The organism is Leucobacter sp. GX24907 (assembly GCF_053567335.1).
The window spans coordinates 40,678-66,172 of sequence record NZ_JBSGPD010000006.1 but is presented as its reverse complement, the minus strand read 5'-3'; the positions used below and the strand labels follow the sequence as shown (position 1 = coordinate 66,172).

The following is a 25,495-nucleotide window of genomic DNA, read 5'->3' as shown; positions in this document are numbered from 1 at the left end:
GTTGTGCCGTCCACGGCGGCAGCCTACGGAGCGGAGCGAGGGGTGACGGGCGGCCGGATAGCGGTACGCGTAGCCTTCCTCCCTACTGGGAGTCGTCGTCGACCCAGTCCATCGATTTGGTGATGGCCTTGCGCCACTGGCGCAGGAGCCGTTCCCGTTCGGTGTGGTCGAGAGACGGCTCCCAGCGGTGATCTTCTCGCCAGTTCGCACGCAACTCATCGAGCCCTGACCAGAAGCCGACGGCGAGCCCGGCAGCATAGGCGGCGCCAAGCGCGGTGGTCTCGATGACGGCCGGGCGCACGACAGGCACCCCGAGCAGGTCTGCTTGGAACTGCATGAGCGTCTCATTGACGACCATGCCGCCGTCGACGCGGAGTTCTGGCATCGGTACGCGGGAGTCGGCATTCACGGCGTCGAGCACGTCGCGGGTTTGGAATGCGACGGCTTCGAGGGCCGCGCGCGCGAGGTGTCGGCGGTCGGAGTATCGAGTGAGCCCGACGATGGTGCCACGGGCGTCGGGGCGCCAGTACGGGGCGAACAAGCCGGAGAACGCCGGAACGATGTAGACGCCGCCGTTGTCGGGGACGTCGTTCGCGAGTCGTTCGACCTCAGAGGCCGAGGAGATGATCCCGAGCTGATCTCGCAGCCACTGCACGAGGGAGCCTGTGACGGCGATGGACCCCTCAAGCGCGTAGTGTGCGGGTGAGTCGCCCAATTGGTACCCGACCGTGGTGAGCAGACCGTTCGATGACCTGACGATGTCGGTGCCGGTCTGCACGATGAGGAAGCATCCGGTGCCGTACGTGTTCTTGCTTTCGCCGGCCTCGAACGCGGCCTGCCCGAAGGTGGCTGCCTGCTGATCGCCGAGGATGCCGGCAATGGGAGCGCCGCGCAGCAGCGAGGAGTATTCGGCCTTCCCGTAGATCTCAGATGAGGATCGGATCTCGGGCAGCATCGCGCGCGGCACGTCGAATGCCGAGAGGAGTTCGTCGTGCCAATCGAGTGTTTCGAGATCCATCAGCGACGTACGTGAAGCGTTGGTGACATCGGTGACGTGCACTCCGCCGTCGACTCCGCCGGTGAGGTTCCACAGCACCCAGCAGTCGGCGGTGCCGAAGAGCAGGTCGCCGCGTTCAGCAGCGGCTCGTGCACCGTCGACATGGTCGAGGATCCACGCGATCTTCGACGCGGAGAAATAGCTGGCGAGGGGGAGTCCGGTGATCTTCTTGAAGCGGTCGACACCGCCGTCGGAAGCACCTTCGGCGGCCAACTGATCCACGATCTCCTGCGTGCGCGTGTCTTGCCACACGATGGCATTGTGTATGGGGTGCCCGGTGCGTCGATCCCACACCACGGTGGTTTCTCGCTGGTTCGTAATGCCCACGGCAGCGATGTCGTCGCGAGTGAGGTCGGCCTTGCCGAGGGCGGTGCCGACGACTTCCTGCGTGTTGCGCCAGATCTCGAGCGGATCGTGTTCGACCCACCCGGCCCGCGGCATGATCTGTCGGTGCTCCTTCTGTGCGAGCGATACGACGGAGCCCGTGCGATCGAAGACGATCGCACGGGTCGAGGTCGTGCCCTGGTCGATGGCGATGATGTGGTCGGCCATAGGAGCTCCTTCGCTGCGCTGCAGGTGACAGGTGAGGCGGGGTGCGGATCCCGGACCCGGTCTTCGCGCCGAGTCTACGGGAGTGGTGCGACACCGGGGCCGTCGAGGCGTACGCGGTGCCGTGTCAGCAGAAGCTCAGTGGTACGGTCGACTTCGGCTTCTTGCCGGTCATGATCCCAACCGAGCGCGGGAGCGATTGCAGCGGCGATCTCTTCGAGTGCGGTGCGGCTGAGTCCACCGGTGAAGGCGATCGAAGTTCGTCTGAGCAGCAGATCATCGAGATGTACGACGTGCTCGGTCGTGGCAAGGTGAGCAAGCTCAGCGGCGAGGTAGTCGGGCGTGTGACGCAGAGGTTCGGGCGAGGGCGGCAGCGCGGCCAACACCTCGCTCGCCCGCGTGCCGTAGCGGTCGAGCATCCGCCCGGTCAGTGCCTCCCCGTGATCGCCGCCATGACGTGCGATCCAGAGTCGCCGGCTCGCCGCATCGCGGGGGAGGCCCACCGCACCGCCGATCGGCGTCGTGCGGGTGCTCACGCGTCGCCGACGCCTGAGTACCCGTAGCGTCTCATCGCCGAGGTGCTCAGCGAGCGCGCGGAAGGTCGTCCATTTGCCGCCGACCAGACTGAGCACCGGGACACCGCCGACGAGGTTCTGCTCGATGCGGTAGTCGCGTGAGACGAAGCCGGGGGCAGTGTCGTCGTGACGCGGGAGCGGGCGAATTCCCGAGAAGGTGTAGACGATCTGCGATCTCTCGACAGTGATGTCGGGGAAGACGTGGGCGACGAGGTCGATGAAGTATGAGATCTCGTCGTCGGTGCAGACCGAAGTTACCCGCGGGTTCGCATCGATGTCTGTAGTGCCGACCATGACGCGATCCTTGACGGGGTAGATGAGCACGACTCGACCATCGGAATGCTCGAAGAAGATCTCGCGACCACCGGTTGCGGCAAGCAGCTCGGGGTGGTCGAGCACGATGTGCGAACCGCGGGTGCCGCCCATGTAGCGTGATGGCGATCCGAGTGCCTCGTTCGTGAGATCGGTCCACGGGCCGCTCGCATTGATGATGGTCTGTGCGGTGAACGTGAAGTCTTCGCCGGTGGTTTCGTCCCGCAGCACCGCACGACCTTCTTCGAAACCCACGAGCGAGGTATAGTTCGCGGCACGGGCGGTCGCAGATGCGGGGTCGCCGTGCGCGTGCCCCGCGACGAGACCGTCCGCGAGCACGTCGAGAGCGAGACGCTCGGGATCCGGCATCGAAGCGTCGTAGTAGGTCGCGGTGTACTTCACCGCACGGTTCAGGCGAGGCAGATCTCTCAGCGAACGTCCGCGGCCGTGGAAGCGATGACGGGGGACACGCCCACCACCGCGGGAGAAGGTGTCGTAGATCTCGAGTCCGATCTTGATGAGCAGGGCGCCGCGTTCTCGGGGACGTCCGCGTCCGTGCGAGACCAGGAGCCGGAAGGGAGCAGTGAGCAGGCCGGAGAAGGTCGAGAAGATCGGGATCGTGGTCTCCAGCGGTCGCACGTAGTGCGGTGCGTTTCGGATCAGGCGGTTGCGCTCCTGCACCGCCTCGCGCACCAGCCGCAGTTCACCGTTCTCGAGGTAGCGGATCCCGCCGTGCACCATGTGGCTCGATGCAGACGACGCTCCGGAGACGAAATCATTGCGATCGACGAGGGCGACATCGATGCCCTGCAGCGAAAGTTCCCGGAACACGGCGATGCCGTTGATGCCCGCACCGACGACCAGTACTTCGGCGTTCGGGCGTACGCGGAGTGCCCGAACTGCTGAGCGTGATTCCTCCTGATCGGACATGATGGCGACCCCTCCCCAGCGTGTGTCTCCACGCTACAAGACCTGGCTGGCAGACGGACAGCGAGTCGATCGCTTTATGTGATCCAATTGGAGCATGGACGGCACGCGTGACATCGCTTCGATGCTGCACGTCGACATGGACTCCTTCTTCGTCTCAGTAGAGCTGTTGGAGCGGCCCGAACTGATCGGCCTCCCCGTTGCTGCGGCGAATGACACGCCGCGTTCGGTCGTGTCGAGTGCGAGCTACGAGGCCCGGCGCTTCGGGGTGCGTTCAGCGATGCCAGTCGCTCGGGCGAAGCAGCTGTGCCCGCAGCTCGTGCTGGTCGCCCCGGAGATGGCAAAGTATCGGCGAGCATCGCAGCAGGTGATGGAGGTCTTCACCGAGTTCACGCCGCTCGTCGAACCGTTGAGCATCGACGAGGCATTCCTCGATGTCGCGGGAAGCGTGCGATTATTCGGGCCGCCCGGTGAGATCGCGAGGCTGCTGCGTGCCCGCGTGCGGGAGCAGACCGGATTGCCCTGCTCGGTTGGACTCGCGGGCACTAAGTTCGTTGCGAAGCTCGCCTCGCAGCGCGCGAAGCCCGACGGTGTTCTCGAGATTCCGCCGGAACGCACGCTCGACTTCCTCCACCCACTGCCCGTCGATGCGATGTGGGGCGTGGGGCAGGCGACCAACCGTGCCCTGCGATCCCGAGCAATCTCGACCGTTGGAGCTCTCGCGGCCGAACCGCTTGAGAGCCTCCGACGCATCGTCGGCGCCGCAAATGCGCAGCGTCTGCACGACCTCGCCAACGGGCGTGACACTCGTCGGGTGGAGACCTCGCGCATCGAGAAGAGCATCGGGCACGAGGAGACCTTCGCTGAGGACCAGTCGGATCCGGAATTCCTCGAATCCGAGTTGCTCCGGCTTGCGACACGTACCGGAGAGCGCTTGCGTCGCCATGGGGCGGAAGCGAGGACGATTGCGATCAAGGTGCGGTGGTCTGACTTCGAGACCGTCACGCGATCGCGCACTTTGCAGGAAGCGACGAATTCCACGCAGCGCGTGTACCGTACGGCGCGAGAGCTCTTCGCAGGGCTCGGGCCGCCACGCCCGGTGCGTCTCATCGGCGTGCGCGCCGAGCAACTGGTGCCGGCCGGAAGCGAACCCGCAGCGCTGTGGAGCGAGGACGAAGAGTGGCGCGCGGTCGATCAGGCGGTGGACGAGGTCAGGGATCGATTCGGCTCCGCGGGCGTGGTGCCCGCGCGGCTCTTGCGCGGGCGTGAGGAAGTGGTGGATCCGCGCTCACTGCAGCCTCCGACGTAGTGCCGCCGTTCCCGTCGGCCTGGGGCAGGGCGACGATACGGGGTGCGCGAGCTGTTTACTCGGTGCCAGACGCGTCGGTGCCTGACTCGCCGGTGCCTGACTCGCCGCTTCCCGATTCCTCAGTTGTCGACTCGCCGAGGTGCAGAATCGAATCGAGGAGCGCTGCGAGCCAGTCGAACACGAACACGGTGCCGCGGGCCTCTTCATCGTTTGCCAGACGGTCGTGATCGGCTTCTTCTTCAAGCCCGATGCGAGCCGCGATCGCGAGACGGAGAGCCGTGATGGTTCGCACCCAGGCCGGGAGCGTCTCAGCGGTGATCTCGACTTCGACCTCGCCCACCGCGAAGCTCTGAATATCAGGCTGGTCTGTGATGAGGTCACCGTTTGAGGAATACGTGTCGATGCCGAGCGCACGGGTAATGACCAGCGCGTCCTGCAGTTTCCGATTGAGGAGCCCCTGCTCAGTGATGCGGCGGAACTGCGAGGCATCGGCATCATCGGTATAGGCATCGGGCAGTAGACGCGCGAGTGCCGGATCCTCCGGCGTCGTGTCGGATCCTCCGACCTCGAGACTCGCGAAGAGTGGATCCGGATCCAGCGCGGTTCCACTGTGGCTGTCGAGCAGCGCGATGAGCTGAGACGTGAGAGCCCCGAGCAGTGCCCCCTCATCGGTGTCGAGTCTCAGGCGAAGCCCGCCGCTGTGCCGGGGGAGGATCCTCATGTCTCGTCCCCCTGCCGCACCGTGGCCCAGAGACCGTAGCCGTGCATCGCCTCGACATGCATTTCCATGGCCTCCCGTCCACCCTCGGCGACGACAGCTCGGCCCTGCGTGTGGACGCGCATCATGAGACGTTCAGCCCGGTCTGCGGAGAAGCCGAAATGCGTGCGAAAGACGTACGACACGTACGACATGAGGTTGACTGGATCATCCCAGACGACGGTCTGCCACGGACGCTCGGCCTGCTCGGCGAGCATCGCCGATGACGCGGTGCCCGGAGTGCGATCCGTCGACGGCGACGACATCAGCCCCACCCCAGCTCATGGATTCGTGCTTCGTCGAGACCATAGAAATGGGCGATCTCATGGACGAGCGTGATGCGAATCTCGGCAACCAGGTGATCGTGATCATTGCAGTGCGCGAGAAGGTTCTCGCGGAACAGGATGATGCGATCCGGTTCCTCACCGTAACCGTAGACCTGACGCTCCGCGAGCGAGAATCCCTCGTAGATGCCGAGGACGTCGCTGCCGTCCTCTGGGCGGTCCTCGACGAGGAAGATCACGTTGTCGAGCTCGGCGAGCATGTCATCATGCAACGAGTCGAGACCCTCGGATACGAGCGCCTCGAACTCATCATGAGGGACGTCGAGCATGGCTTCAGCCTACACATCGAGGCCTCATGCGTGCAGTGTTGCAGGTGTGCATTTGCAGGTACGGAATGGGCTATACTCGTAGAGTTGCCTCGAGGCCCGAGTGGTTCCCGTGGTCAGCATGGTGGGCGTAGCTCAGTTGGTAGAGCACCGGCTTGTGGTGCCGGTGGTCGCGGGTTCAAGTCCCGTCGTCCACCCCATTGCGGCGAGGTTCAAACCCTCGACGAGAGGAACCACTCTCGCGAAGGTTTGGACCTCGCCTTCTTCTTTGCCTCGGACGCCCAGCTCAGCTGTCGTTGGGGTCGAGGTAGAACGTGGCTTCTGGATCGTGAATGAGGCGGATGACTGCTGCGGCATGCATGCGAACCGCCGGGTCACGATCGGAAAGCGAGGCCTGTGCAACCTGCTCGCCTGGATCACCGAGTTCAGCAAGAGCTCGGGCAAGACTGCGCTGGACTTCGAGATCGCCCCGTCCCAATTCAAGCTGCAGCTCGTTGGCGAGCGAATCGTGCTCTGACGGAGGGGCGAGGCCAACCGCTGTTCGCCACGCAGTGCGTGCGACCTCATCATGTACATCGTGGAGATGCTCTCTGGTGATCGCAGACCAGGCACGTGCATCTCGAAGCTTCGAAAGCGTGTGGAGCGCCTGAGACCGAGCCTGCCCAATAGGTGAAGCAAGTTCCACGACAACACGGTCAACTACTTGTTCGTGCGAGAGACGGGTGAGCGCCCATGTCAACATCTCCCGCACGGAGAAATCCGGTTCTACCGCGCACCTGACCACCAGCGGCTCCAAGAATTCGTCGTCAGGATGGGTTCCCGCCGACATGGCTGCTTGAAGACGAGCAGAGGGATCCGTCTGCTGAAGTGAGTCGGAGAGCCGTGCGGCGGGAGAGTGCATGCGAACACCCTTTCAGCGACGTGGTCAACCCGTCAACTGGTTCTGTCATGGCGTCGGCTTCATTCCGGGGTGTCGTAAATCGTCGCTGCCTGAGACACTCGAGACGCAGGATCGACGCGATGAGCACGTCGAGCCCGGAAGGCAAGGAGCGTCTGGAGGCGAGGAACTCATCATGGATGTGAAGCTCCCGAGCGATTGCGGTAATGCACCTCGGCTCGGTATCGTCGGGCAGTTCGCGGTGAGCTGGGCCGAAGGGGATACTGAGGGCCTCAGTGAATGGCTCGCCGACGAAGCGAGCTGGAAGCTCGTGGGGAGGGGAACCTATACCGGAGATGAGGCCGTGCACGCAGTCGGCCCGCCCTTCGCTCCGGAGCGCATCGAAGTTCTCTCGGTGATCACGCACGGGCGGCTCGCCTCCTGCGACGGCTATCTCGAAGCTGAGGGACGGCGCATCGACTTCAGTCACGCGATCCACTTCGCCAGTACCTCCAAGACTGCGAAGATCGCAGAACTTCGGAGCTACTGCATTGAGTCGGGCTACTGAACAACATGGTTGCAGGAGTTGTCCCACCCTCACCGAAGCCGCCTGGGATCAGGAGCTGCAATGGCCAATGACACAAACAAGATGATTGGCGTCTTCCCTGACAAGCCGAAGATGCAGGCATTTTTCGATGCCATTGCGCAGTACACCGCTTCGCTGGGCCCCGTCGAGTCCGAGCTCAAGGCGCAAACGAGCTTCTTCGTGAACCGCAAGTTTCTGTGGCTCTGGGCATACGAAAAGACTGCAGACGGAACGCTGTATCTCAATGTCGCACTGGATGAGCAAGTCGATGATCCGCACTTCCACATTGTGAATCAGGTCAGCAAGAACCGATGGAACCACCATGTTGTGGTGAAGTCCGAGGGGGCAGCGAACAGCAAGTGGCTGCACCGCCTGATACGGGCCGGGTACGAGTTCGCCTGCCAGTAGACCCATCTATCCTGAAGCAGAGCACCCAGCCAACATGTCGTCCAGGCGCCTAGAGTGGGAGTCCCACGAGCGAGCGGAGGTGAGGCGCGGATGCTGACCGCTGTCTGGCTGATGCTCCAGTTCTTCGCTGTCGGCGCGCTCGTCTGGGCGGGGCCACAGCTCTCCGGCGACATCGTCGGAGCCACGATCATCGCACTGGTCGGTGCGCTGATCCTCGTGCCGCTCGCTCCCGCCGTGCGTGCATCGCTCCGTGCCGCGCTCACCGCACTCGCGGGCGCACTGGGCCGTCCAGCGCGCCGTTGCCCGCACCATCTTGTCAGGGGGACAGGGCTTCCCGCTGCTCCGGGCACCTCCGGCAGCATCAGGGTTCGTGCTCCTGCGGAGGCTCACCGCGCCTGACTCGCCCTGACCGGGCGTGCCAGCGCACTCCGTCGACCCCGTTTCCGCACGCCTGCCGGCACTCATTGTGCTCGCGCCGGCTGCACCGCCGAACGGCACCGCTACACGGCGCTGCCGAGCACCCGTGCTGCAGAGCGCGGCTGCCAGGCACGGCTGACCGGCACCGCCGGTTGGCACAAACGAATGGTGAGCCCATGAACATCTACGAATTCGCCCCTATCAAAGCACTCATCACCGCGGCAGCTTGGCTGGTGAATGGCATCAGTGATCTGCTGGCTCCGATTGCTGGGGCCTCGAGCGCGGCGCTCGCGGTGATCGCGCTGACGTTGCTGGTCCGCGTGATCCTTATCCCCGTCGGCATCTCGCAGGTGCGGGCCAGTCTGACGCGAGAACGTCTCGCACCGCGTATTGCTGAGCTCCGCAAGCGTTACTCGAAGAACCCCGAACTGTTGCAGCGCAAGACCATGGAGCTCTACTCGGCGGAACGAGCGTCTCCTTTCGCCGGATGCCTGCCGGTGCTCGCGCAGATGCCCGTACTGATGAGCGTGTACGGGCTCTTCATCTTGCCTGAGATTGCGGGGTCACCGAACGAGCTATTGGGGCATGCGTTCCTGGGGATTCCGCTCGGCAGCAGCTTCGTCGGCATGCTCACGGGCGGAGCCGCGGGGACGGCAGCACTGATGCTCCCGCACGCCCTCGTGCACATCGGAATCATCTTGGTGATCGCAGTGGTCGCGCAAGCTTCTCGCCGGCTGCTGGCGCCTCAGCAGCCAGCGCAGCCGACACCTCCGATGCCGACTGCTCCGGGACAGGGGCAGCGCCCGGGAGATCCTGCGATGCCTGATCTCAGTGGCATGATGCGCGCGATGAGCTTCCTCCCATTCATGACCGCGGTCATCGCCGCGTTCGTGCCACTCGCCGCGGCGTTGTACCTCATGACGACGACGGCGTGGACGTTCGGAGAGCGGTGGGTGCTGAACGCGATCCTGCGGAAAGGTCATACTCCGCGCCGATGAGGCGCCGCGTGCTTCGGGTCAAACAGCGCGACTCACGAGCCCACGTTCGACCAAATGCTCCGCCGTTGCGAGGAGCGTGCTCTGCATGGCTTCGACAGCGCGAGATGGGGCGACGTCCGAACGGTGCGCGAGACTGATGGTGCGGGTCAGGTGAGGATCGGCGAGGCGGATTCCGCGGAGACGCGGACGGTCGATGAGCACCATCGCCGGCACGACGGCGACACCGAGGCCGCGTTCCACGAGACGCAGAACGGCGTCCATCTCAGCGCCCTCGAGCACGATATTCGGCGTCTCACGCGCTGCTCGGAAGGCGGCATCGGTCGCGGCTCGAAGGTCGTAACTCGCGTGAAACGCAACGAGGGGGAGGCGGGCGAGTTGCTGCAGCGTAATTGTGTCTCGCGAAACGATCGGGGGAGCGGACGCCGACGAGATCACGACGAGCTCCTCGGTCAAGATCGGGGTCTGCGCCAGTGCGACCTGAGGTGCGGGGCGCACATCGGAGGCGGTGACCAGAGCGAGATCGATCGCGCCGCTCGACAGTTCGTCGATGAGGGCGCGCGACCCTCGTTCGCTGAGATGGAGCTCGATGCCCGGGTGGGCTGCGTGGAACGTCGTCACGGCTTCTGCGACCAGGCTGATGCACAGCGTGGGCGTTGCCCCGAGACGCACCCGGCCCTGACGTAGGCCCGCGAGCTCTGCCATTTCGCGACGCACGGCTTCGGCATCGGCGAGGATGCGCTTCGCGAGCGGCAGCAGGGCCTCGCCGGCCGGTGTCAGGGTGATACCTCCGCGTACTCTGTGGAACAGCTCCGAGCCGAGTTCGTTCTCGAGAGAGGAGATCTGTCTGCTGAGCGACGGCTGGGCCAGGTGCAAGTGCTCCGCGGCGCGTGTGAAATGGCCGATCCTCGCGACCTCCGAGAAGCTGCGCAGTTGTTCGAGATTCATGCTCAATAGTCTAAACGCATCGTTACGACTCTGATTATGCATTGGAGTAATCGAAGTACCTTCCCTAACTTGGATGCCGTGAACACGAATCATGCATCCAGCAGAACCCGCGAACGACTCGTCTCGACATCGGTGCTCGTCATCGGCACCGGAGGTTCGGGTCTCCGCGCAGCCATCGAGGCAGCAGAGGAGGGCGTCGACGTCGTTGCCGTCGGCAAACGGCCCCGACACGACGCGCACACCGCACTTGCCGCGGGTGGGATCAATGCCGCGCTCGGCACGATGGACGAAGACGACAGTTGGCAGCAGCACGCCGCCGACACGATCAAGGAAAGCTACTTCCTTGCGAACCCGCACACCGTCGAGATCGTCGCGCGGGGTGCTCGTCGGGGCATCGAAGATCTCGAACGCTACGGCATGGCGTTCGCCCGGGAAGAGGACGGCCGAATCTCGCAGCGCTTCTTCGGGGCCCACACCTACCGGCGCACCGCATTCGCCGGCGACTACACGGGGCTCGAGATCCAGCGTACGCTCGTCGCTCGAGCCGAGCAGCTCGACATCCCGATCCTCGATACCGTCTACATCACCCGCATCCTCGTGCACGACAACGTGGTCTTCGGCGCCTACGGATTCGACGTCGTCGATGGGACGCGATACCTGATCCACGCAGACTCCGTGATCCTCGCAGCCGGCGGCCACAACCGCATCTGGCGCCGCACCTCCTCACGGCGCGATGAGAACACCGGCGATTCATTCCGTCTCGCCGTTGAAGCCGGCGGTCGGTTGCGAGATCCGGAGCTCGTGCAGTTCCACCCCTCAGGCATTCTCGAGCCCGAGAACGCCGCGGGCACGCTCGTCTCTGAGGCGGCACGAGGCGAGGGCGGGATCCTCCGCAACGGGCTCGGCGAGCGTTTCATGGAGCGCTACGACCCTGAACGCATGGAGCTTTCGACGCGCGACCGCGTGGCGCTCGCGGCGTTCACCGAGATCAAGGAGGGGCGCGGAACGCCGAACGGCGGAGTCTGGCTCGATGTTTCGCACCTGCCGCGTACGACGATCATGGAACGCCTGCCCCGGGTGTACCAGAGCCTGCTCGAGCTGCAGATGCTCGATATTACGCGCGACCCGATCGAGATCGCCCCGACTGCCCACTACTCGATGGGAGGAGTCTGGGTTCGACCGAGCGACCACAGCACCGATGTCGTCGGTCTCTACGCCATCGGAGAGGCCTCCAGTGGACTGCACGGAGCGAACCGGCTCGGTGGCAACTCGCTCATCGAGCTGCTGGTCTTCGGGCGCATTGTCGGCCAGGCAGCCGTCGCCCACGCGCGAGCCCTTGGCGCACAACAGCGCTCTGCCGCAGCCATTGCACAGGCCCGGGGCGAGATCGATGGGCTGCTCGACTCCGACGGCAGCGAGAACGTGCGCGCACTCCAGCGTGCGATTCGCGACACCATGACCGAGTACGCGGGAGTCGTTCGAGACGAAGCGGGTCTTCGTGCCGGGCTCGCCGAGCTCGACGGCATCGAGGAGCGCATGCGGGACATCGGGATCCACCCCGACATCGCAGGGTTCCAGGACCTCGTGCACGCCTTCGACCTCAAGTCATCGGCGCTCGCCGCACGCGCAACGTTGGAGGCCGCTCTCGAGCGGCGCGAGACGCGCGGCTGCCACAACCGCAGTGACTACCCCGAGTCGGACCCCGAGCTTCGAATGAACCTCGTCTGGTCGCCGAACGACGGCGTGGTTCGCGAGGCGATCCCGCCCGTACCCGACGAGATCGCGGCTCTGATCCGCGACGTGTCGACCACCGGCAAGCTCGTCGAGTAAGGGACTTCGAAGGGTGCTTCCGGTTGCCGCCGGATCGATCTCAACTTTGGTTGACTTTGGTGTCGCATGGCGCGGAATGCGACACCAAAGTCAACCAAAGTCCGGCGCTGGAGCAGCGTGAGAGTCAGTCAGCCTCGGACGAAGGGTGGGAGTCGGAGCCCGAAACGGAGTCGGCGTCGGCAGAAGCCTCGGGACCAGCTTCGGCGGAAGCGTCGGCCGGCCCATCGATGAGTGCGGCGTAGTGCTCCTCCGTTGCACGAGCCGCTGCCTCGGCCGCGGGTTTCTCGGGGCCGGGAGCCGGCACGATGACGAGATCGCGGAAGTAGGCGAGCTCGCGAATCGATTCCGCGATATCGGCGAGAGCTCGATGGCCCCCGTTCTTCGCGGGGGCTTCGAAGTACGCAGCGGGGTGCCAGCGACGACTCAGCTCCTTGATCGTCGACACGTCGATGCTGCGGTAGTGCAGCATCGTCTCGAGCTTCGGCATGTACTTGGCGATGAAGCGTCGATCCATACCGATCGTGTTGCCGGCGACGAGCGGCCGCTTGCCTGCGGTGACAAAGCGCTTCAGGTAGGCGATGACCTGTTCCTCAGCAGCGGCGACGGACGCGGCGCCCTCGATGCGGGGAAGAAGGCCGGAGGCCGTGTGCATCTCGCGTACGAAGTCGTTCATGTGGTCGAGCGCTTCGTTGCCCGGATCGATGACGATCTCGAATCCCTGGTCGAGCGGGCTGAGATCGAAGTCGGTCACGATGACGGCGATCTCGCAGAGTCCGTCGCGGTCGACGTCGAGTCCCGTCATCTCGCAGTCGATCCAGACGATCTGCTCGGCGGGGGTGCTCGGCATGCGCGATCCTTGCTTTCGGAGGTCGGGCAGCGGGTGCGTGCCCGGGCGGGTGCTCCGCCGACGCCTCAGTCTACCCGTGGCTGGTCTCGGCAAGCAGTTGTCCGTCCGAGAGGCGCAGCACGCGATCGCTCATGTGCGTGATGACATCGAGGTCGTGCGAGACGAAGAGGTAGCCGATGTCGTGCTCGGCCTGGAGGTCGTCGAGCAGGTCGAGCACTCGGGCCTGCACGGTCAGGTCGAGTGCCGAGACCGGTTCATCGAGGAGGAGTGCCTCGGGTTCGCGGGCAAGGGCCCGAGCGATGGCGAGTCGTTGACGTTGACCGCCGGAGAGCTCGGCGGCAGGGCGCAGCAGCATGCGTTCGGACAGGCCGACCTCGTCGGCCAGGGCGACTGCGCGCGAGACTCGTGCAGATCGGGGGAGGCCTCCGGCACGCAGCGCATCGCGCAGAAGTGACATGCCTGAGGAGCCGGTCGGAAACGTCTCGAGGGGGTCCTGTGGAACGAAGGCGATGCGGCGTCGGAGTGCACGCCGCTCGCTGGACGAAGCAGCAGCCCAGTCGACGCCCGCGATTCGGACCCTCCCGATGTCGGGGGTCAACAGGCCAAGCGCGGTGCGCAAGAGGGTGGTCTTACCGGATCCGGATTCGCCGATGAGCCCGACCGTTTCGCTGAGACCGACCTCCAGTGAAGCCCCCGCCAGGACGGTGCGTGTGGTTCCCTCGCTCCGGAAGGAGACCCCGATGCCATCGAGTGCGAGAACGGGAGAGCTTGGGGCTGCAGGCTTGCCGGCGCCCCGCATCGACGCATGCACGCCTGACTCGAGCAGGCGCGAGCCGCGCGGTTGAGACCCGGGAGCGGCCGCCAGCAGCTCACGTGTGAATGGCTCGCGCGGGGAGGTCAGCACGTCTTCCGGCTTCCCGGACTCGATGATGCGCCCCTCACACATCACGTGCACGATATCGGCGGTGTCGCGCACACTCGCGAGGTCGTGGGTGATGAGGAGCGCCCCGGCTCCGGCGTCGACCCGACGGCGCAACTCGGCGAGCACTCGACTGCGGTGACCGGCGTCCAGGGCGGTCGTCGGCTCGTCAGCAATAATCAGATCAGGATCGGCGATGAGCGCTGAAGCGATGAGCGCTCGCTGCCTGAGTCCGCCCGAGAGCTCGTCGCTGCGCTGACGCAGGCGGCTGGTCGCTTCGGGCATTCCGGCCGATTCGAGCGCTGAGATGACGCGCGCCCGCCGATCCTCCCCGCGTGCGATTTGGTGCAGCCGCAGCGGGTCTCCGACCTCGTGCTCGATGCGCCGGAGCGGATCGAGCGCCCCGAGAGCGTCTTGGGGCACGAGTGCGAGTGTTCGCCCGCGGAGGGCGCTCCAACGACGCGAACCTGGGTCGGGGGCAGGTACAGGATCCGGAGCCGTCGAGACGGTATTCGGTGATGCCAGAGAGTATGCGGTCGAGCGGGGAGCAGCCACCTCGAGGAGCTCGAAGCGTGGTCGCGCCCGCTCCGGCAGCAGGCCGAGCAGGGTGCGCGCTGTCAGGGACTTGCCCGATCCGGATTCTCCGACAAGCGCGACGCACTCACCCGCGTGGACGGTCAGGGAGACCCCCGACACCACGGGGTCAGGGTCGCCGGGGAAGGAGATCGACAGGTCCGAGACCCGCGCGACGATGCGAGATGCGGCGGGTGCAGGAGTCGCGTTCATGAGAACCTCCCCCTGCGCTCGATTGCGCGCCCGAGTACGGTCGTCACGAGCCCCACGGTCAGGATCATGAGCCCCGGGAGTACGGTCAGCCACCACGCCTTTGTGAGATAGGGGCGTCCGGCGTTCAGCATCGTTCCCCACTCGGGTGCGGGCGGCGGAGCACCGAGCCCCAAGAATCCGAGCGCCGCGGCCAGAATCACTGCGTGCCCGACACCGAGCGTGGCGAGAACGAGTACGGGGCGCAGCGCTTCTGGGAGTACGAGCGACGCCCAGATTCGAGGGCCGCGATCACCCTGTAGACGAGCGGCCTCAACGGACCCCGATGCCAGTGAACGACGCACCCCGCCGCGCACGAGCCGGGCATAGCCAGGGGCTGTGGAAACGGTGACTGCGATCACCACTGAGACGAGGCCTGGCCCGCGAACGGCGATGATGAGCAGTGCGAGCAGCAGCGAGGGGAAGGCGAAGAGCGCCTCGATGACGCGATCGGAGGCGAATCGGATCGGTGCTGCTGACCGACTCCGACTGCCGCCTGCGAGCCCGCCGAGCAGCATGCCGATGCCGAGCCCGAGCGCGGTGGCGATGAGTCCGATCATGAGTGATTCGCGGGCTCCGTAGATCACGCGGCTCAACACGTCGCGGCCGGAATCATCCGTGCCGAAGAGGTGGCCGGGTCCGGGCGCCCGGAACGCCTGCGCAGGGTCGACCGCGAGCGGGTCGTGCGGTGCAACCAGGCCGGGCGCTACGGCGCAGACCACGATCGCGAGCGCAATGATCAGTGCGACGACCTCCGAAACCGCAACCCGACTACGCAACGCCCACCGCCCGTTCGATGCGGTCTTCGGTGCGCGGGTCTACGCGAGCGATCACGAGATCGACGACAAGAGTGACCACGACATACGCCAGCGCGGCGAAGAGCACCACGCCGAGCACCACGGGGAGGTCGCGTTGCAGCACTGCCGTCACCAGTGTGCGGCCAAGGCCGGGCCGGGCGAAGATCACCTCGATCACCGCGGCGCCGCCGAGCAGCGAACCCAGCGCCCAGCCGGTCAGGTTGAGTCCGGGAACCACTCCGTGGCGCAGCACGTGGCGGATCCTCACCCCCAGTTCGGTTTCGCCGCGTGCTCGCGCACTTTCGACGAACGGCGCTGAGCGGGCGTCGTCAACTCCGGCCCGGCACACCTGCGCCAGGAAGCCTGCGGTCGGGATGGCGAGCGCCAGCGCAGGGAGCACGAGCCCGTCGAGTCGGCCGGTCGAGACCGCCGGCAACCAGCCCAGCACACCCGAGAAGAGCAGCACCAGCAGCGTCGCGAGCCAGAAATTGGGGAGGGAGGCCGAGACGAGATCGATCGCCGAAGCAATCGAGCGCGAGATGCGCGAACGCCCGCTCGCAATGATGACGCTCACGAGCGCGATCGCCCAGGCGACCAGCAGTGCGGAAAGCGCCAGCACGAGAGTGGGGCCCGCAGCGTCGACGATCACTCGGGAGACGGGGATCTTCTGCGCATACGAGTCTCCGAGGTCACCGACGAGGAGCCTGCCGAGGAACGCGAGGTACTGAATCGGAATCGGGCGGTCGAGTCCGTACTGGGCCCGGGCCGCCTCCAACGCCTCAGCGCTGGTCTGGCTGCCCGGGCCGCCGACGGCCGCATCGGCCGGGTCGCCGGGAATGAACTGCAGGGCGACGAACGCCAGCGTCGCAACGGTGAAGAGCACCGCGAATGCGCCGCCGATGCGTTGCACAACTGCACGCAGGCGTACCCTCCTCATCCGTTCGCGCTCCTCGGTTCGCTCCCGTGGTCCGCGTTACTCGGCGCCGCCGGCGACGACGTCGGCGAGCACCGGAGTGCTGACGGTCGGCAGAGCGTGGAAGCCCTGCAGGTCCGAACGCGTCAGGAAGTGATTCTGCTGATCGTAGAGCGGCAGGATCAGCGACTCGTCGGCGATGAAGCGCTGGGCCTCCTGTGCCGCCTCTGCGCGTGCCGTCTCATCGGTCTCCGAGCCGACCGACTCAAGCAGGGCGTCGAGCTCCGGATCCTTCACCTGCGACAGATTCGCGAAGTATCCGCTCGGCGCAGGAACCGTGGCGTCAGAGTGGTAGAGGAAGCGCAGCACGTCGGGGCCGATCTTCGTGTACGGAGCGCTGACCAGTTCGTACTCGTTCGCGGCGAGCGCTGCGTACCAGCCGCCGAGGTCGAGCAGACTGATCTGCACGTCGAACCCGGCATCCTTTGCGTTCGCCTGAATCTGTTCGAACAGCGCCTGCTCGGCTGCCACCGACTGGTTGGTACTCACGGGGAACCGCAGCGTCAGGCGCTCGCCGTCCTTCGTGCGGATTCCGTCTTCGTCCTTCTCCGTCCAGCCGGCTTCGTCGAGCAGCTCGTTCGCACGATCCTGGTCGAAGACGTACGCGTCCTCAGCCTGCTCGGAGAGGGGTTCGACGCTCGACATCGCACTGTAGGAACGAGGCGCGGTGCCCTCGAAGAGCGTCTCGAGGCCGGAGTCGATATCGACGGCCGCGATGAACGCTTCGCGCACGAGCTTGTCGTCGAAGGGGGTCTGAGCCGAATTGAGCTCGATGCGGTTGCTGGCTCCGGGGCGCGGGGCATCGAGATGGGCGAGATCATCGGAATCCTCAGCCCGCACGATCTGCTCGGGCAGCGGGTTGTCGATGACATCGGCCTGTCCGCTCTCGAGCGCGGCGAAGCGCGAGGTCGCGTCAGGGATGAAGCGCCAGCTCACCGTCTCGACGGCATCAGCCGGAGGCACGTCGCCGCCACCGGGCGGGGTGCGGTAGTCGGCGTTGCGGCTCAACTCGACGCGATCCTGCTTGACCCAGTCGTCAACGATGAAGGGACCCGTGCCGATCGGGGCGAGACAGTTCTCTTCCTGGCCACGCTCGATGCCGGCGGGCGACTGGATCGAGACCCAGACCTGTGCGAGCGATTCGAGCAGCGCGGCATCCGGACGCGTCATGTGGAACCGTGCGTGCGTCGCATCGACGGCCTCGACCTCCTCGATCTGCGCCACGGCAAGGTACCCGGTCGACGAGCCGGTGTCGGGGTCTTGCAGGTGCTCGATGTTGGCCTTCACCGCCTCGGCGTCAACTGGGGTGCCGTCGGTGAATTCGGCCTCTGCGTCAAGGGTGAAGTTCCAGGTCAGCCCGTCGTCGCTCACCGACCAGTCGGTCGCGAGCCAGGGAACGATCTCGCGGTTCTCATCGAGTGCGACGAGCGACTCGAGCACCTGTGAGCCGATCAGCGCCTGCGGATAGTTGCCGCCGACGTGCGGATCGAGGCAGTCGGGCTCGGCGTCGCCGGTGGCATACACGAGCGAGGTGCGCGTCTCGTCGCTGCCCGCGCCTCCCGAAGCGCAGGCGGCGAGTGGTGCGACGAGGGCGAGCGTCGCGGTGACGGTGAGTGCTCTGCGAAGAGCAGCCGATCGCAGGATCGTTGAACGCTGCGCTGTGAAGCGCAGCGGCGCGGGCAAGGTGCGGGACATGCGGAAGCGTCTCCATGTCTGGTCGGACGACCTGGTGCACGCAGCTCGGGAACACCCTGCGGCAATAATTGCACCCGGTCTATCAAAGCGGTTGACCTGCCAATTCTTCCACATCCGACGATGCCGTGGGGAGCATGCACGCTCTAGGCTGGAAGGCATGGCTGTTCTTCCCATCACGATCTGCGGCGAACCCGTGCTGCATAGCCCTGCCGCCCCCGTCACCGAGTTCGACGACGCCCTACGAAAGCTCGTCGATGACATGTTCGAAACGACGGAGGCCGCCCCAGGAGTCGGACTCGCAGCGCCCCAGGTCGGTGTCGGGAAGCGCGTGTTCGTGTGGATCTACGACGACCAAGACGAGGCCCCCGAACGCGGTGTCGCCATCAACCCGGAGCTGTGGATCGCTCCGCCGTCTCCGGGACTGCCCGGTGAAGACGAGATCGAAGGCTGCCTCTCGTTCCCGGGCGAGCGCTTCGCGCTGCGGCGCTCGCCGCGGGCACTGCTGCGTGCGCAGGATGTCGACGGCAACGCCTTCGAGGTCACCGCAAGCGGCTGGTTCGCGCGCATTCTGCAGCACGAGTTCGACCACCTCGAAGGGCTGCTGTATGTCGACCGGCTCGTGCACCCCGAGAACCGTGGCGCGCAGAAGGCTGAGCGGCGTAACGGCTGGGGCAAACCGGGGCTGGCGTGGATGCCCGGCGTCGACGACCTGGAAGGCTGAGCGCTGCTGCGGGATGACTGACTCCGCGTGATTAGTGCTTCCGCGCGATCAGCACCTCTGTCGGATCACTGCTTCTGCAGCATTCGCGAATCGGGCACGATCGCCCAGGCCACTGTCGCCGCGGCGAGCAGCCCGGCAGTGATGCCGAAGGCCCACCCGAACCCTGCAAGGTCGATTGCTGCGCCGGCAATCGCGGGGCCGAGCACGCCTCCGAGGTCGGTCATCATCGAGAAGCCGGCCACGGCTCCGCCGCCGCGCCGCCTCGCAAGCACGTCAGCGAGCACAGCCTGCTGGCCCGGATTCGCGAGCGCGGACCCGGCGCCCGAGACGAACATGACGCCGGCGAGAATCCAGATGGTCGGCGAGAGCGGAATCGCGATGTATGCGACGACGAGGATCGCGAGACCCGTCAACAGCATGGGCTTTCGCCCGATCGTGTCGTTCCACCGTCCCGACGGGAAGATCAACACGGCGTTGCCGGCGGCATAGGCCGCGAGTACCCATGCCGCGACCGTTGCGTCACCGTCGAAGGAGACGGCGACGAGGATTGGAATGACCGAGACGCGCACTCCGAATGAGGCCCAACCGAACGCGAATCCCGAGAGCAGCAGCGAACGGTACTGGGATATCCGCAGTGCCTCGGGAAAGCGGAGCTCGTCGGCTGGGGAGCTCGCTGCGCCGCGCCGCTCCGGCCGGCCGGCCGCAAGCGAACCGCGCAGTGCGAATGCCACCACCGTGGCGGCGACGAGCAGGGTGAAGAAGTAGAGCACGAACGGAGCGCGCAACCCGAACACGGCGACCACGCCGCCGAGCACCGGACCGAGCAGCCCACCGAGCAGGAAGCCCGCCGCGTTCAGGCTTGCGACGCGACCGCGTGACGCGGGTGGACTGACCTTCGCAATCAGCGCGGTTGAGGCGATCGAGAACATCGCCGAACCGATGCCACCGGCGCCGCGCAGCCCGACGAACTGGACGTAATCCATGGCGAAGGCGGCCGCACCCGTTGATGCCGCGACTATCAGGATGCCCGTGATGTAGGTGCGCCGTTCACCGATGCGCGAGACGACCCAGCCGGCGAGCGGGGCCGAGACCAGGCGCATGAATGCGAACGCGCTCACAATTGCTGAGGCGGCGAAGTTCGTGACTCCGAACTCGAGTGCGAACTGCGGAATCGCGGGAGCGACGACGCCGTAGCCGAGCGCCACCGCGAAGCCGCCTGCTACCAGCGCCCACACTTCGAATGGGAGGCGCTCCCGTCCAGGCGCCGAGCTGCCTGGATCGGAAGAATTCCGGGGAGAAACGGGGCGTGGCACCCCACGATCCTACCGCGCGACCGGGTCCCGTGACGCGGGCGCCGCGAGGCGCACGTAGGTATAGTGAACTTGAATGTTCGTCATGACGAACATTATGATTCTTCCATGGCGGGCATGCGCTGCGCAGCGCATGCGACATGTCGGAACACGAGATGGTGATGGATGTGAGAGATGGGTGGGCGATGAGGTTCGGGAGACTGACACCGGCGGTGGCTGCACCGCTCCTGCTCGGGTCGCTACTGATGTTCGCGGGCTGCTCTGCGCCGGAGACCGAGCCGGAGCCGGCCTCAACGGCCGCCGATGAACGACCGGTCGTACTCACAACGTTTACGGTGCTCGCAGATATCGCCGAGAATGTCGCGGGGAATCGCCTCCGCGTGGAATCGATCACCAAGCCCGGAGCAGAGATTCATGGATACGAGCCGACCCCGGGCGATCTCAAGCGGGCTGTGGAAGCCGACCTCGTGATCGACAACGGGATGGGTCTCGAAGCGTGGTTCGACCAATTCATTCAGGGCCTCGACGCGCCGCGGGTGGTGGCGAGCGAAGGAATCGATGCGATCCCCATCGCGGAAAGCGACGATGACGGCGATGGCGGTGAATACGACGGGGCCCCGAACCCGCACGCCTGGATGAGTCCGACTGAGGCGCAGGTCTACGTCGACAACCTGGTGGCGGCCTTCGGGGAGCTGGCACCCGAGTATGCAGCCGAGTTCGCCGCCAACGGCGAGGCCTACAAGGCCGAGCTGCAGAGCGTCGAATCACTGCTCGAATCGGAGCTCGGCGAGATACCGGAGGCGCAACGTGCGCTCGTCACCTGCGAGGGTGCCTTCTCATACCTCGCCCGCGATGCCGGGCTTGCAGAGCAGTTCCTCTGGCCAGTGAACGCTGAGCAGCAAGCGACTCCGCAACGCGTGGCCGCGGTGATCGACTTCGTCGAGGCGCACGACGTTCCCGCTGTCTTCTGCGAGTCGACCGTTTCGGATGCCGGCATGCAGCGGGTCGTGGAATCAACCGATGCCAGGTTCGGAGGCACCCTCTACGTCGACTCGCTCTCGGAGGCCGACGGGCCGGTGCCCAGTTACCTCGAACTCATTCGGCACGACGCCGACACCATTATCTCGGGGCTCACGAGCGGTGAACCCCGATGACCGCCATGAGCTCCCCGACACCTCCGGCCATCGAAGTGCACGATGCGACCGTCCGCTACGGCGAAGTACTCGCGCTCGATAGCGCTTCGCTCGTCGTCGGCTCCGGTCGTGTTTGCGGGCTGATCGGCATGAACGGCTCGGGCAAATCGACGCTGTTCAAAACGATCATGGGTATCGTCGCGCCTGAGACAGGTTCGGTTCGCATCGGTGGCGGATCCTCGAGTCGAGCCCGTCGAGACGGCATCGTCGGCTACGTGCCGCAGAGCGAAGCGGTGGACTGGGCGTTCCCGATCTCGGTGCGCGAGGTAGTGATGACGGGACGCTACGGGCGGATGGGCTTCTCACGCCGCGCAAGACGGATCGACCATGAGGCGGCGGATCGCGCGATCGAGCGCGTCGGGCTGACCGACCTCGCCGACCGGCAGATCGGACGACTCTCGGGCGGGCAGCGCAAGCGCGCATTCGTCGCACGCGGCATCGCCCAGGGAGCGAGCGTGCTGCTGCTCGACGAGCCGTTCGCCGGAGTCGACCGCACCTCCGAAGCGATGATCACCCGATTGCTCCGAGAGCTTGCCGATGAGGGGGCCACGGTACTCGTCTCGACCCATGACCTGCATGCGTTGCCCAGACTCGCGGACGAGGCGATCCTGCTCATGCGCCGCGTGCTCATGCACGGAGACACTTCGGAAGTGCTGCGTCCGGAGAACCTCGCTCTCGCCTTCGGCCTCGACGGCGACGCGGGGGAGGAGCGTGCATGAACATCATCGACCTGCTGCTCGAACCGTTCGCCTACGAGTTCATGGTGCGGGCGCTCGCCACCACACTGATCGCCACCGTGGTCTGCGCCGTGTTGTCGTGCTGGCTGGTGCTCATCGGCTGGTCGTTGATGGGCGACGCGATCTCCCACGCCGTGCTGCCAGGCGTCGTGCTCGCCTATCTCGTGGGAGCGCCCTTCGCGGTGGGCGCGGTGATCTTCGGCCTCATCGCGGTGATCTTGATCGGAGCGGTACGCGATGGGAGCCGGGTGAAAGAAGATGCCGCGATCGGCATCGTCTTCACGACACTCTTCGCGCTGGGTCTCGTGCTGATCTCCGTCACGCCGTCGCAGACGGATCTCGGTCACATCGTGTTCGGCAATCTCCTCGGCGTCTCATGGGCAGACTTCGTGCAGGTCGCTGCGCTCGGCGCCATCGCGCTTGCAGCGCTGATCATCAAGCGACGGGACTTCACTCTCTGGGCCTTCGACCCGACCCATGCGCATGCGATCGGTCTCAACCCGAGGATGATCGGGGCGCTCCTGCTCGCACTGCTCGCGCTCACCTCGGTCGTTGCGCTGCAGGCCGTCGGCGTCGTACTCGTGGTGGCAATGCTGGTGATCCCGGGATCGATTGCGTACCTGCTCACCGACCGCTTTGCACGCATGCTCATCATTGCCCCGGTCATCGCCGCGCTGTGCGCGCTCGTGGGACTCTACGCGAGCTACTATCTCGACACGGCGTCAGGAGCCATGATCGTGCTGGCCCAGGGCATCGTTTTTGCGTTGGTGGCGCTTTTCGGGCCTCGGCGCGGCGTGCTGATGAAGCGACTCAGACGCGGATCGCGTCAGAGATCGGAGTCTCGCCGTCGTTGAAGCGGATCGTGCGGCCGATCGTCGAGTCATCGTCGAGCACGGCGCGAATGACGCGTGCAACGTTCTCGCGCGAGACGCTGCGCGAAGTCTCCGCCTGCGCATCGATGGTGCCGGTCGCGGACTCGAGCGTCAGTGAGCTCGGGCCCAGGATCGTCCAGTCGAGGCCGGAATCGCGCAGGTGTGCATCGGCCGCAGCCTTCGCCTCGGCGTAGGCGAAGAACGAGTTCTCGGGGTCGACCCCGTGGTCAGGCCCTGCGTCGAAGTATGAGACCATCACGAAGCGGCGCACCCCGGCTTGTTCAGCGGCCGCCATCGTGCGGATCGCGGCATCGCGGTCGACCGCATAGGTGCGCTCGGGATCGCCGCCGCCTGCGCCAGCTGACCAGACGATCGCGTCTTGATCCGCGAGTAGCGCCGCGACCTGCTCGACATCGAGGGTCTCGAAGTCGGCGACCAATGCCTTCGCGCCGGTCTCTTCGATGTCAGCGACCTGCTCGGGCTTCCTGATCGCCGAGACCACCGCATCTCCGTGTTCGACGAGCTGCGGTGCGAGCAGCCGTGCGATCTTCCCGTGACCCCCGATGATGAGAATGCGTGCCATGCATCCAGACTATGCGCGCGGAGCGGGGGCCGCATCCCCGACATTCTCAGGCACGTCACCGCCCGGGCCGCCCCTGCCCCCGGCACCACCGCCGAAGCCGCCCTCGAACTCGCCCGCGCTCACGGTACCCGACGCGGAACCATCGATCTTCACGGTGTACTGACCATCGGCCGCGATCGCCTCGCTCGAGACCAAGACCCAGCCAGCATTCTTCCGAGCGGTCGCCGACGCGACAACAGCTCCGGTATCGTCGACGATCTCGACAGTTTGACCGGCTTCGACCGCTCCGCTGAAGGCCACCCAACTCTGACCGTCGTCCTCGGGAACTTCTTCCATGTCCCCGGCACCGAACGCCGACACCGTGCCGCTCGCGACGGAGATGCTGCCGTTTGCATCGAGCGCGCCATTTCCGCCTTGGGTGGGGCCGTGTACCGAGACGTCACCGCCGCTGATCATGAGTGAGCCGTTCGAATCCAGCCCATCGCCCTCGGCATCGACGACGACTGTGCCGCCCGAGATCTCGAGGCGCTCACCGGTGTCGGCCATGTCTCCTCCGCCTCCTCCGGGGATGCCGCCCTGGTTTCCAGGCTCGGGCCCCACCGCATCGGGGCCCATCCCTTCTGGGGCCGCCTCTTCGGGGTCCATCGTTTTCGGGTCCACTGACGCGTCTTCGGATGCCGCAGCATCTTCGGTGGTGCTCGCGGTGTTGCCCGAGGCATTGATGCCGTCATCGCTCGCAGCAAGGTCGACGGTGCCATCGAAGATCCCGATATTCGCTGCCTCCATAGCCTCGGTCGATTTCGTGACTGAGATCTCGCCGCCGCCGACCGACACGATCCGTTCGCCCTTCACCCCATCGTCTGCGACTGAAGCGGTAATGCTGCCTCCTGTGATCACGGTGTCGGTCTGCGACTGGAGCCCGTCGTCGCCGGCGTCGATCGTGATGTCTCCGCCGCTCACGAGAATGTAGTCGCGAGTCTCGTCGTCCTCCTGATCACTTTTCATGCCATCGCCTCCGGTTGCAGTGAGGTCGAGCACACCACCCTCGACCACGAGTGCGTCTTTCCCGCGGAGTGCATCGTCGGCCGCAGACACTTCGATGTCGCCCGAGAGAATAACGAGATCGTCCGTTGAGGTAATGCCATCGTTGCCATGTCCGTCGACCGTGAGCCCACCGTCGCCAGATACGGTCAGGTCGGTATCGGCGTAGATCGCGGCATTCGCTTCTGCGTCGTCCGCGTAGGATGCCGCGTCAGACACAGAGTTTGTGCTGCCTTCGGCGAGGTGGATCGCCGTATCGTCCGCAGATCGCACCTCGATTGCGGGTCCGTTCGCGTTCTCGATGGTGGTGCCATCGAGGATCAGCACGACGAGTGCGTCGTCCGGTGCGTCGACTACGAGGCCACCGTCGAGTGACCCGCTCAGTCGGTAGACACCGCCCTGGGAGATCGTGACTGTCGAGCCTGTGGCCGACACTCCCTCCGCCTCTCCGGCGAGCCCCGAGCCGGAGAACTCGACATCGACCGCATCGCCTTCAGACCACTCGTCAGTATTCACGGTCGTCGCATCTTCATTCTCAGCGAGTACCTGCTCGGGGGAGAGGTCTCCCGTAAAAGCCGAGGCGCTCGCGATCAGCGCGGATTCTGCGGAGGAACCGTTCGCGCCCGTGCCGAGAGCCGAACAGCCGGCGAGCAGGCCGACCGTGATGAACCCGCCCGCTAGCAGCGGAAAGACGACGCGACGAGGATTTGGCCTGGTCGACGATTCCGGCTCGGATGCGTGCAGTTGTGCTGGCGTGTGCTGTCTGGGTGAGAAGATGCGGAAGTCGCGGAGCATGATGATCTCGTTTCTACAGGTCTGGTGTGGCAG

Annotated in this window: 25 protein-coding genes and 1 tRNA gene; 12 read left to right on the top strand and 14 right to left on the bottom strand. The window is 65.6% G+C overall.

Features of this window, described 5'->3' with window-relative positions; all coding sequences use genetic code 11:
• Positions 1–82: 82 nt before the first annotated feature.
• A complete protein-coding gene (glpK, locus tag ACUYV6_RS10365) occupies positions 83–1,609 on the bottom strand; it encodes a glycerol kinase GlpK (RefSeq protein ID WP_449278593.1) in 1,527 nt (508 codons plus the stop codon).
• 74 nt (positions 1,610–1,683) lie between these two features.
• Positions 1,684–3,423, bottom strand: coding sequence for an FAD-dependent oxidoreductase (locus ACUYV6_RS10360; protein WP_449278592.1), 1,740 nt, complete (start codon positions 3,421–3,423; stop codon positions 1,684–1,686).
• Between the two features lie 94 nt (positions 3,424–3,517).
• On the opposite strand from ACUYV6_RS10360, the gene dinB reads away from it, so the two are divergent.
• Complete coding sequence (dinB, locus tag ACUYV6_RS10355; RefSeq protein ID WP_449278591.1) at positions 3,518–4,729, top strand: DNA polymerase IV; 1,212 nt, start codon at positions 3,518–3,520, stop codon at positions 4,727–4,729.
• A gap of 55 nt (positions 4,730–4,784) precedes the next feature.
• Here the strand turns inward: dinB and ACUYV6_RS10350 are convergent, their stop codons facing one another.
• Genes ACUYV6_RS10350 through ACUYV6_RS10340 form a run of 3 tightly spaced genes read right to left on the bottom strand, consistent with a single transcriptional unit; the run spans position 4,785 to position 6,099 of the window.
• On the bottom strand, positions 4,785–5,450 hold the full coding sequence (locus tag ACUYV6_RS10350) for a DUF2017 family protein (protein WP_449278590.1): 666 nt from the start codon (positions 5,448–5,450) through the stop codon (positions 4,785–4,787).
• The gene (clpS, locus tag ACUYV6_RS10345) at positions 5,447–5,704 is read right to left on the bottom strand and encodes an ATP-dependent Clp protease adapter ClpS (RefSeq protein ID WP_449278771.1); all 258 of its coding nucleotides are present in this window, start codon (positions 5,702–5,704) and stop codon (positions 5,447–5,449) included. The genes ACUYV6_RS10350 and clpS overlap by 4 nt, the downstream gene beginning before the upstream one ends.
• A gap of 47 nt (positions 5,705–5,751) precedes the next feature.
• Entirely contained in the window at positions 5,752–6,099 is a 348-nt protein-coding gene (locus ACUYV6_RS10340) for a metallopeptidase family protein (RefSeq protein WP_449278589.1), read from the bottom strand.
• Between the two features lie 121 nt (positions 6,100–6,220).
• Between ACUYV6_RS10340 and ACUYV6_RS10335 the strand changes: the two genes are divergently transcribed.
• The 6 genes from ACUYV6_RS10335 (at position 6,221) to ACUYV6_RS10310 (ending at position 9,382) form a co-directional block, all read left to right on the top strand.
• A tRNA-His gene (locus ACUYV6_RS10335) sits at positions 6,221–6,296 on the top strand.
• 128 nt (positions 6,297–6,424) lie between these two features.
• Positions 6,425–6,613 carry a hypothetical protein gene (locus ACUYV6_RS10330; RefSeq protein ID WP_449278588.1) on the top strand — a complete coding sequence of 63 codons (189 nt, stop codon included), beginning with the start codon at positions 6,425–6,427 and terminating at the stop codon, positions 6,611–6,613.
• A gap of 382 nt (positions 6,614–6,995) precedes the next feature.
• Positions 6,996–7,541 carry a nuclear transport factor 2 family protein gene (locus ACUYV6_RS10325; protein WP_449278587.1) on the top strand — a complete coding sequence of 182 codons (546 nt, stop codon included), beginning with the start codon at positions 6,996–6,998 and terminating at the stop codon, positions 7,539–7,541.
• 60 nt (positions 7,542–7,601) lie between these two features.
• A complete protein-coding gene (locus tag ACUYV6_RS10320) occupies positions 7,602–7,967 on the top strand; it encodes a DUF5655 domain-containing protein (protein WP_449278586.1) in 366 nt (121 codons plus the stop codon).
• A gap of 90 nt (positions 7,968–8,057) precedes the next feature.
• Positions 8,058–8,366 (top strand): hypothetical protein, encoded by a 309-nt coding sequence (locus tag ACUYV6_RS10315; RefSeq protein WP_449278585.1) that lies wholly within the window; start codon positions 8,058–8,060, stop codon positions 8,364–8,366.
• Between the two features lie 194 nt (positions 8,367–8,560).
• Positions 8,561–9,382, top strand: a complete 822-nt coding sequence (locus ACUYV6_RS10310) for a YidC/Oxa1 family membrane protein insertase (protein ID WP_449278584.1) — start codon at positions 8,561–8,563, stop codon at positions 9,380–9,382.
• 18 nt (positions 9,383–9,400) lie between these two features.
• On the opposite strand, the gene ACUYV6_RS10305 is transcribed toward ACUYV6_RS10310, so the two are convergent.
• Positions 9,401–10,327 (bottom strand): LysR family transcriptional regulator, encoded by a 927-nt coding sequence (locus ACUYV6_RS10305; RefSeq protein WP_449278583.1) that lies wholly within the window; start codon positions 10,325–10,327, stop codon positions 9,401–9,403.
• A gap of 78 nt (positions 10,328–10,405) precedes the next feature.
• On the opposite strand from ACUYV6_RS10305, the gene ACUYV6_RS10300 reads away from it, so the two are divergent.
• Positions 10,406–12,157 carry an L-aspartate oxidase gene (locus tag ACUYV6_RS10300; protein WP_449278582.1) on the top strand — a complete coding sequence of 584 codons (1,752 nt, stop codon included), beginning with the start codon at positions 10,406–10,408 and terminating at the stop codon, positions 12,155–12,157.
• A 124-nt stretch (positions 12,158–12,281) separates the two neighbouring features.
• On the opposite strand, the gene orn is transcribed toward ACUYV6_RS10300, so the two are convergent.
• The 5 genes from orn to ACUYV6_RS10275 form a co-directional block, all read right to left on the bottom strand.
• Positions 12,282–13,004: an oligoribonuclease gene (gene orn, locus ACUYV6_RS10295; protein ID WP_449278581.1), complete on the bottom strand. Its 723-nt coding sequence runs from the start codon at positions 13,002–13,004 to the stop codon at positions 12,282–12,284.
• A 70-nt stretch (positions 13,005–13,074) separates the two neighbouring features.
• Positions 13,075–14,709 (bottom strand): ATP-binding cassette domain-containing protein, encoded by a 1,635-nt coding sequence (locus tag ACUYV6_RS10290; RefSeq protein WP_449278580.1) that lies wholly within the window; start codon positions 14,707–14,709, stop codon positions 13,075–13,077.
• Complete coding sequence (locus ACUYV6_RS10285) at positions 14,706–15,524, bottom strand: ABC transporter permease (protein WP_449278579.1); 819 nt, start codon at positions 15,522–15,524, stop codon at positions 14,706–14,708. The genes ACUYV6_RS10290 and ACUYV6_RS10285 overlap by 4 nt, the downstream gene beginning before the upstream one ends.
• Positions 15,517–16,479, bottom strand: coding sequence for an ABC transporter permease (locus ACUYV6_RS10280; protein ID WP_449278578.1), 963 nt, complete (start codon positions 16,477–16,479; stop codon positions 15,517–15,519). The genes ACUYV6_RS10285 and ACUYV6_RS10280 overlap by 8 nt, the downstream gene beginning before the upstream one ends.
• 36 nt (positions 16,480–16,515) lie before the next feature.
• Positions 16,516–18,210 (bottom strand): ABC transporter substrate-binding protein, encoded by a 1,695-nt coding sequence (locus tag ACUYV6_RS10275; protein WP_449278577.1) that lies wholly within the window; start codon positions 18,208–18,210, stop codon positions 16,516–16,518.
• A gap of 157 nt (positions 18,211–18,367) precedes the next feature.
• Here ACUYV6_RS10275 and def point away from each other — a divergent pair, with 157 nt between their 5' ends.
• Positions 18,368–18,931 carry a peptide deformylase gene (gene def / locus ACUYV6_RS10270; protein ID WP_449278576.1) on the top strand — a complete coding sequence of 188 codons (564 nt, stop codon included), beginning with the start codon at positions 18,368–18,370 and terminating at the stop codon, positions 18,929–18,931.
• Positions 18,932–18,996: 65 nt separating this feature from the next.
• On the opposite strand, the gene ACUYV6_RS10265 is transcribed toward def, so the two are convergent.
• Positions 18,997–20,244, bottom strand: a complete 1,248-nt coding sequence (locus tag ACUYV6_RS10265) for an MFS transporter (protein ID WP_449278575.1) — start codon at positions 20,242–20,244, stop codon at positions 18,997–18,999.
• Between the two features lie 182 nt (positions 20,245–20,426).
• Between ACUYV6_RS10265 and ACUYV6_RS10260 the strand changes: the two genes are divergently transcribed.
• The 3 genes from ACUYV6_RS10260 to ACUYV6_RS10250 are packed head-to-tail and all read left to right on the top strand — an operon-like array spanning position 20,427 to position 23,025.
• Positions 20,427–21,395, top strand: coding sequence for a metal ABC transporter substrate-binding protein (locus ACUYV6_RS10260; RefSeq protein WP_449278574.1), 969 nt, complete (start codon positions 20,427–20,429; stop codon positions 21,393–21,395).
• 5 nt (positions 21,396–21,400) lie between these two features.
• Positions 21,401–22,153 (top strand): metal ABC transporter ATP-binding protein, encoded by a 753-nt coding sequence (locus tag ACUYV6_RS10255; RefSeq protein WP_449278770.1) that lies wholly within the window; start codon positions 21,401–21,403, stop codon positions 22,151–22,153.
• Positions 22,150–23,025, top strand: coding sequence for a metal ABC transporter permease (locus ACUYV6_RS10250; RefSeq protein ID WP_449278573.1), 876 nt, complete (start codon positions 22,150–22,152; stop codon positions 23,023–23,025). Before ACUYV6_RS10255 ends, ACUYV6_RS10250 begins: the two co-directional genes overlap by 4 nt.
• On the opposite strand, the gene ACUYV6_RS10245 is transcribed toward ACUYV6_RS10250, so the two are convergent.
• Both ACUYV6_RS10245 and ACUYV6_RS10240 read right to left on the bottom strand, forming a co-directional pair.
• A complete protein-coding gene (locus ACUYV6_RS10245; protein WP_449278572.1) occupies positions 22,982–23,626 on the bottom strand; it encodes an SDR family oxidoreductase in 645 nt (214 codons plus the stop codon). The two genes, ACUYV6_RS10250 and ACUYV6_RS10245, sit on opposite strands and share 44 nt — an antisense overlap.
• A gap of 9 nt (positions 23,627–23,635) precedes the next feature.
• Positions 23,636–25,462, bottom strand: coding sequence for a carbohydrate-binding domain-containing protein (locus tag ACUYV6_RS10240; RefSeq protein WP_449278571.1), 1,827 nt, complete (start codon positions 25,460–25,462; stop codon positions 23,636–23,638).
• Between the last annotated feature and the right edge of the window lie 33 nt (positions 25,463–25,495).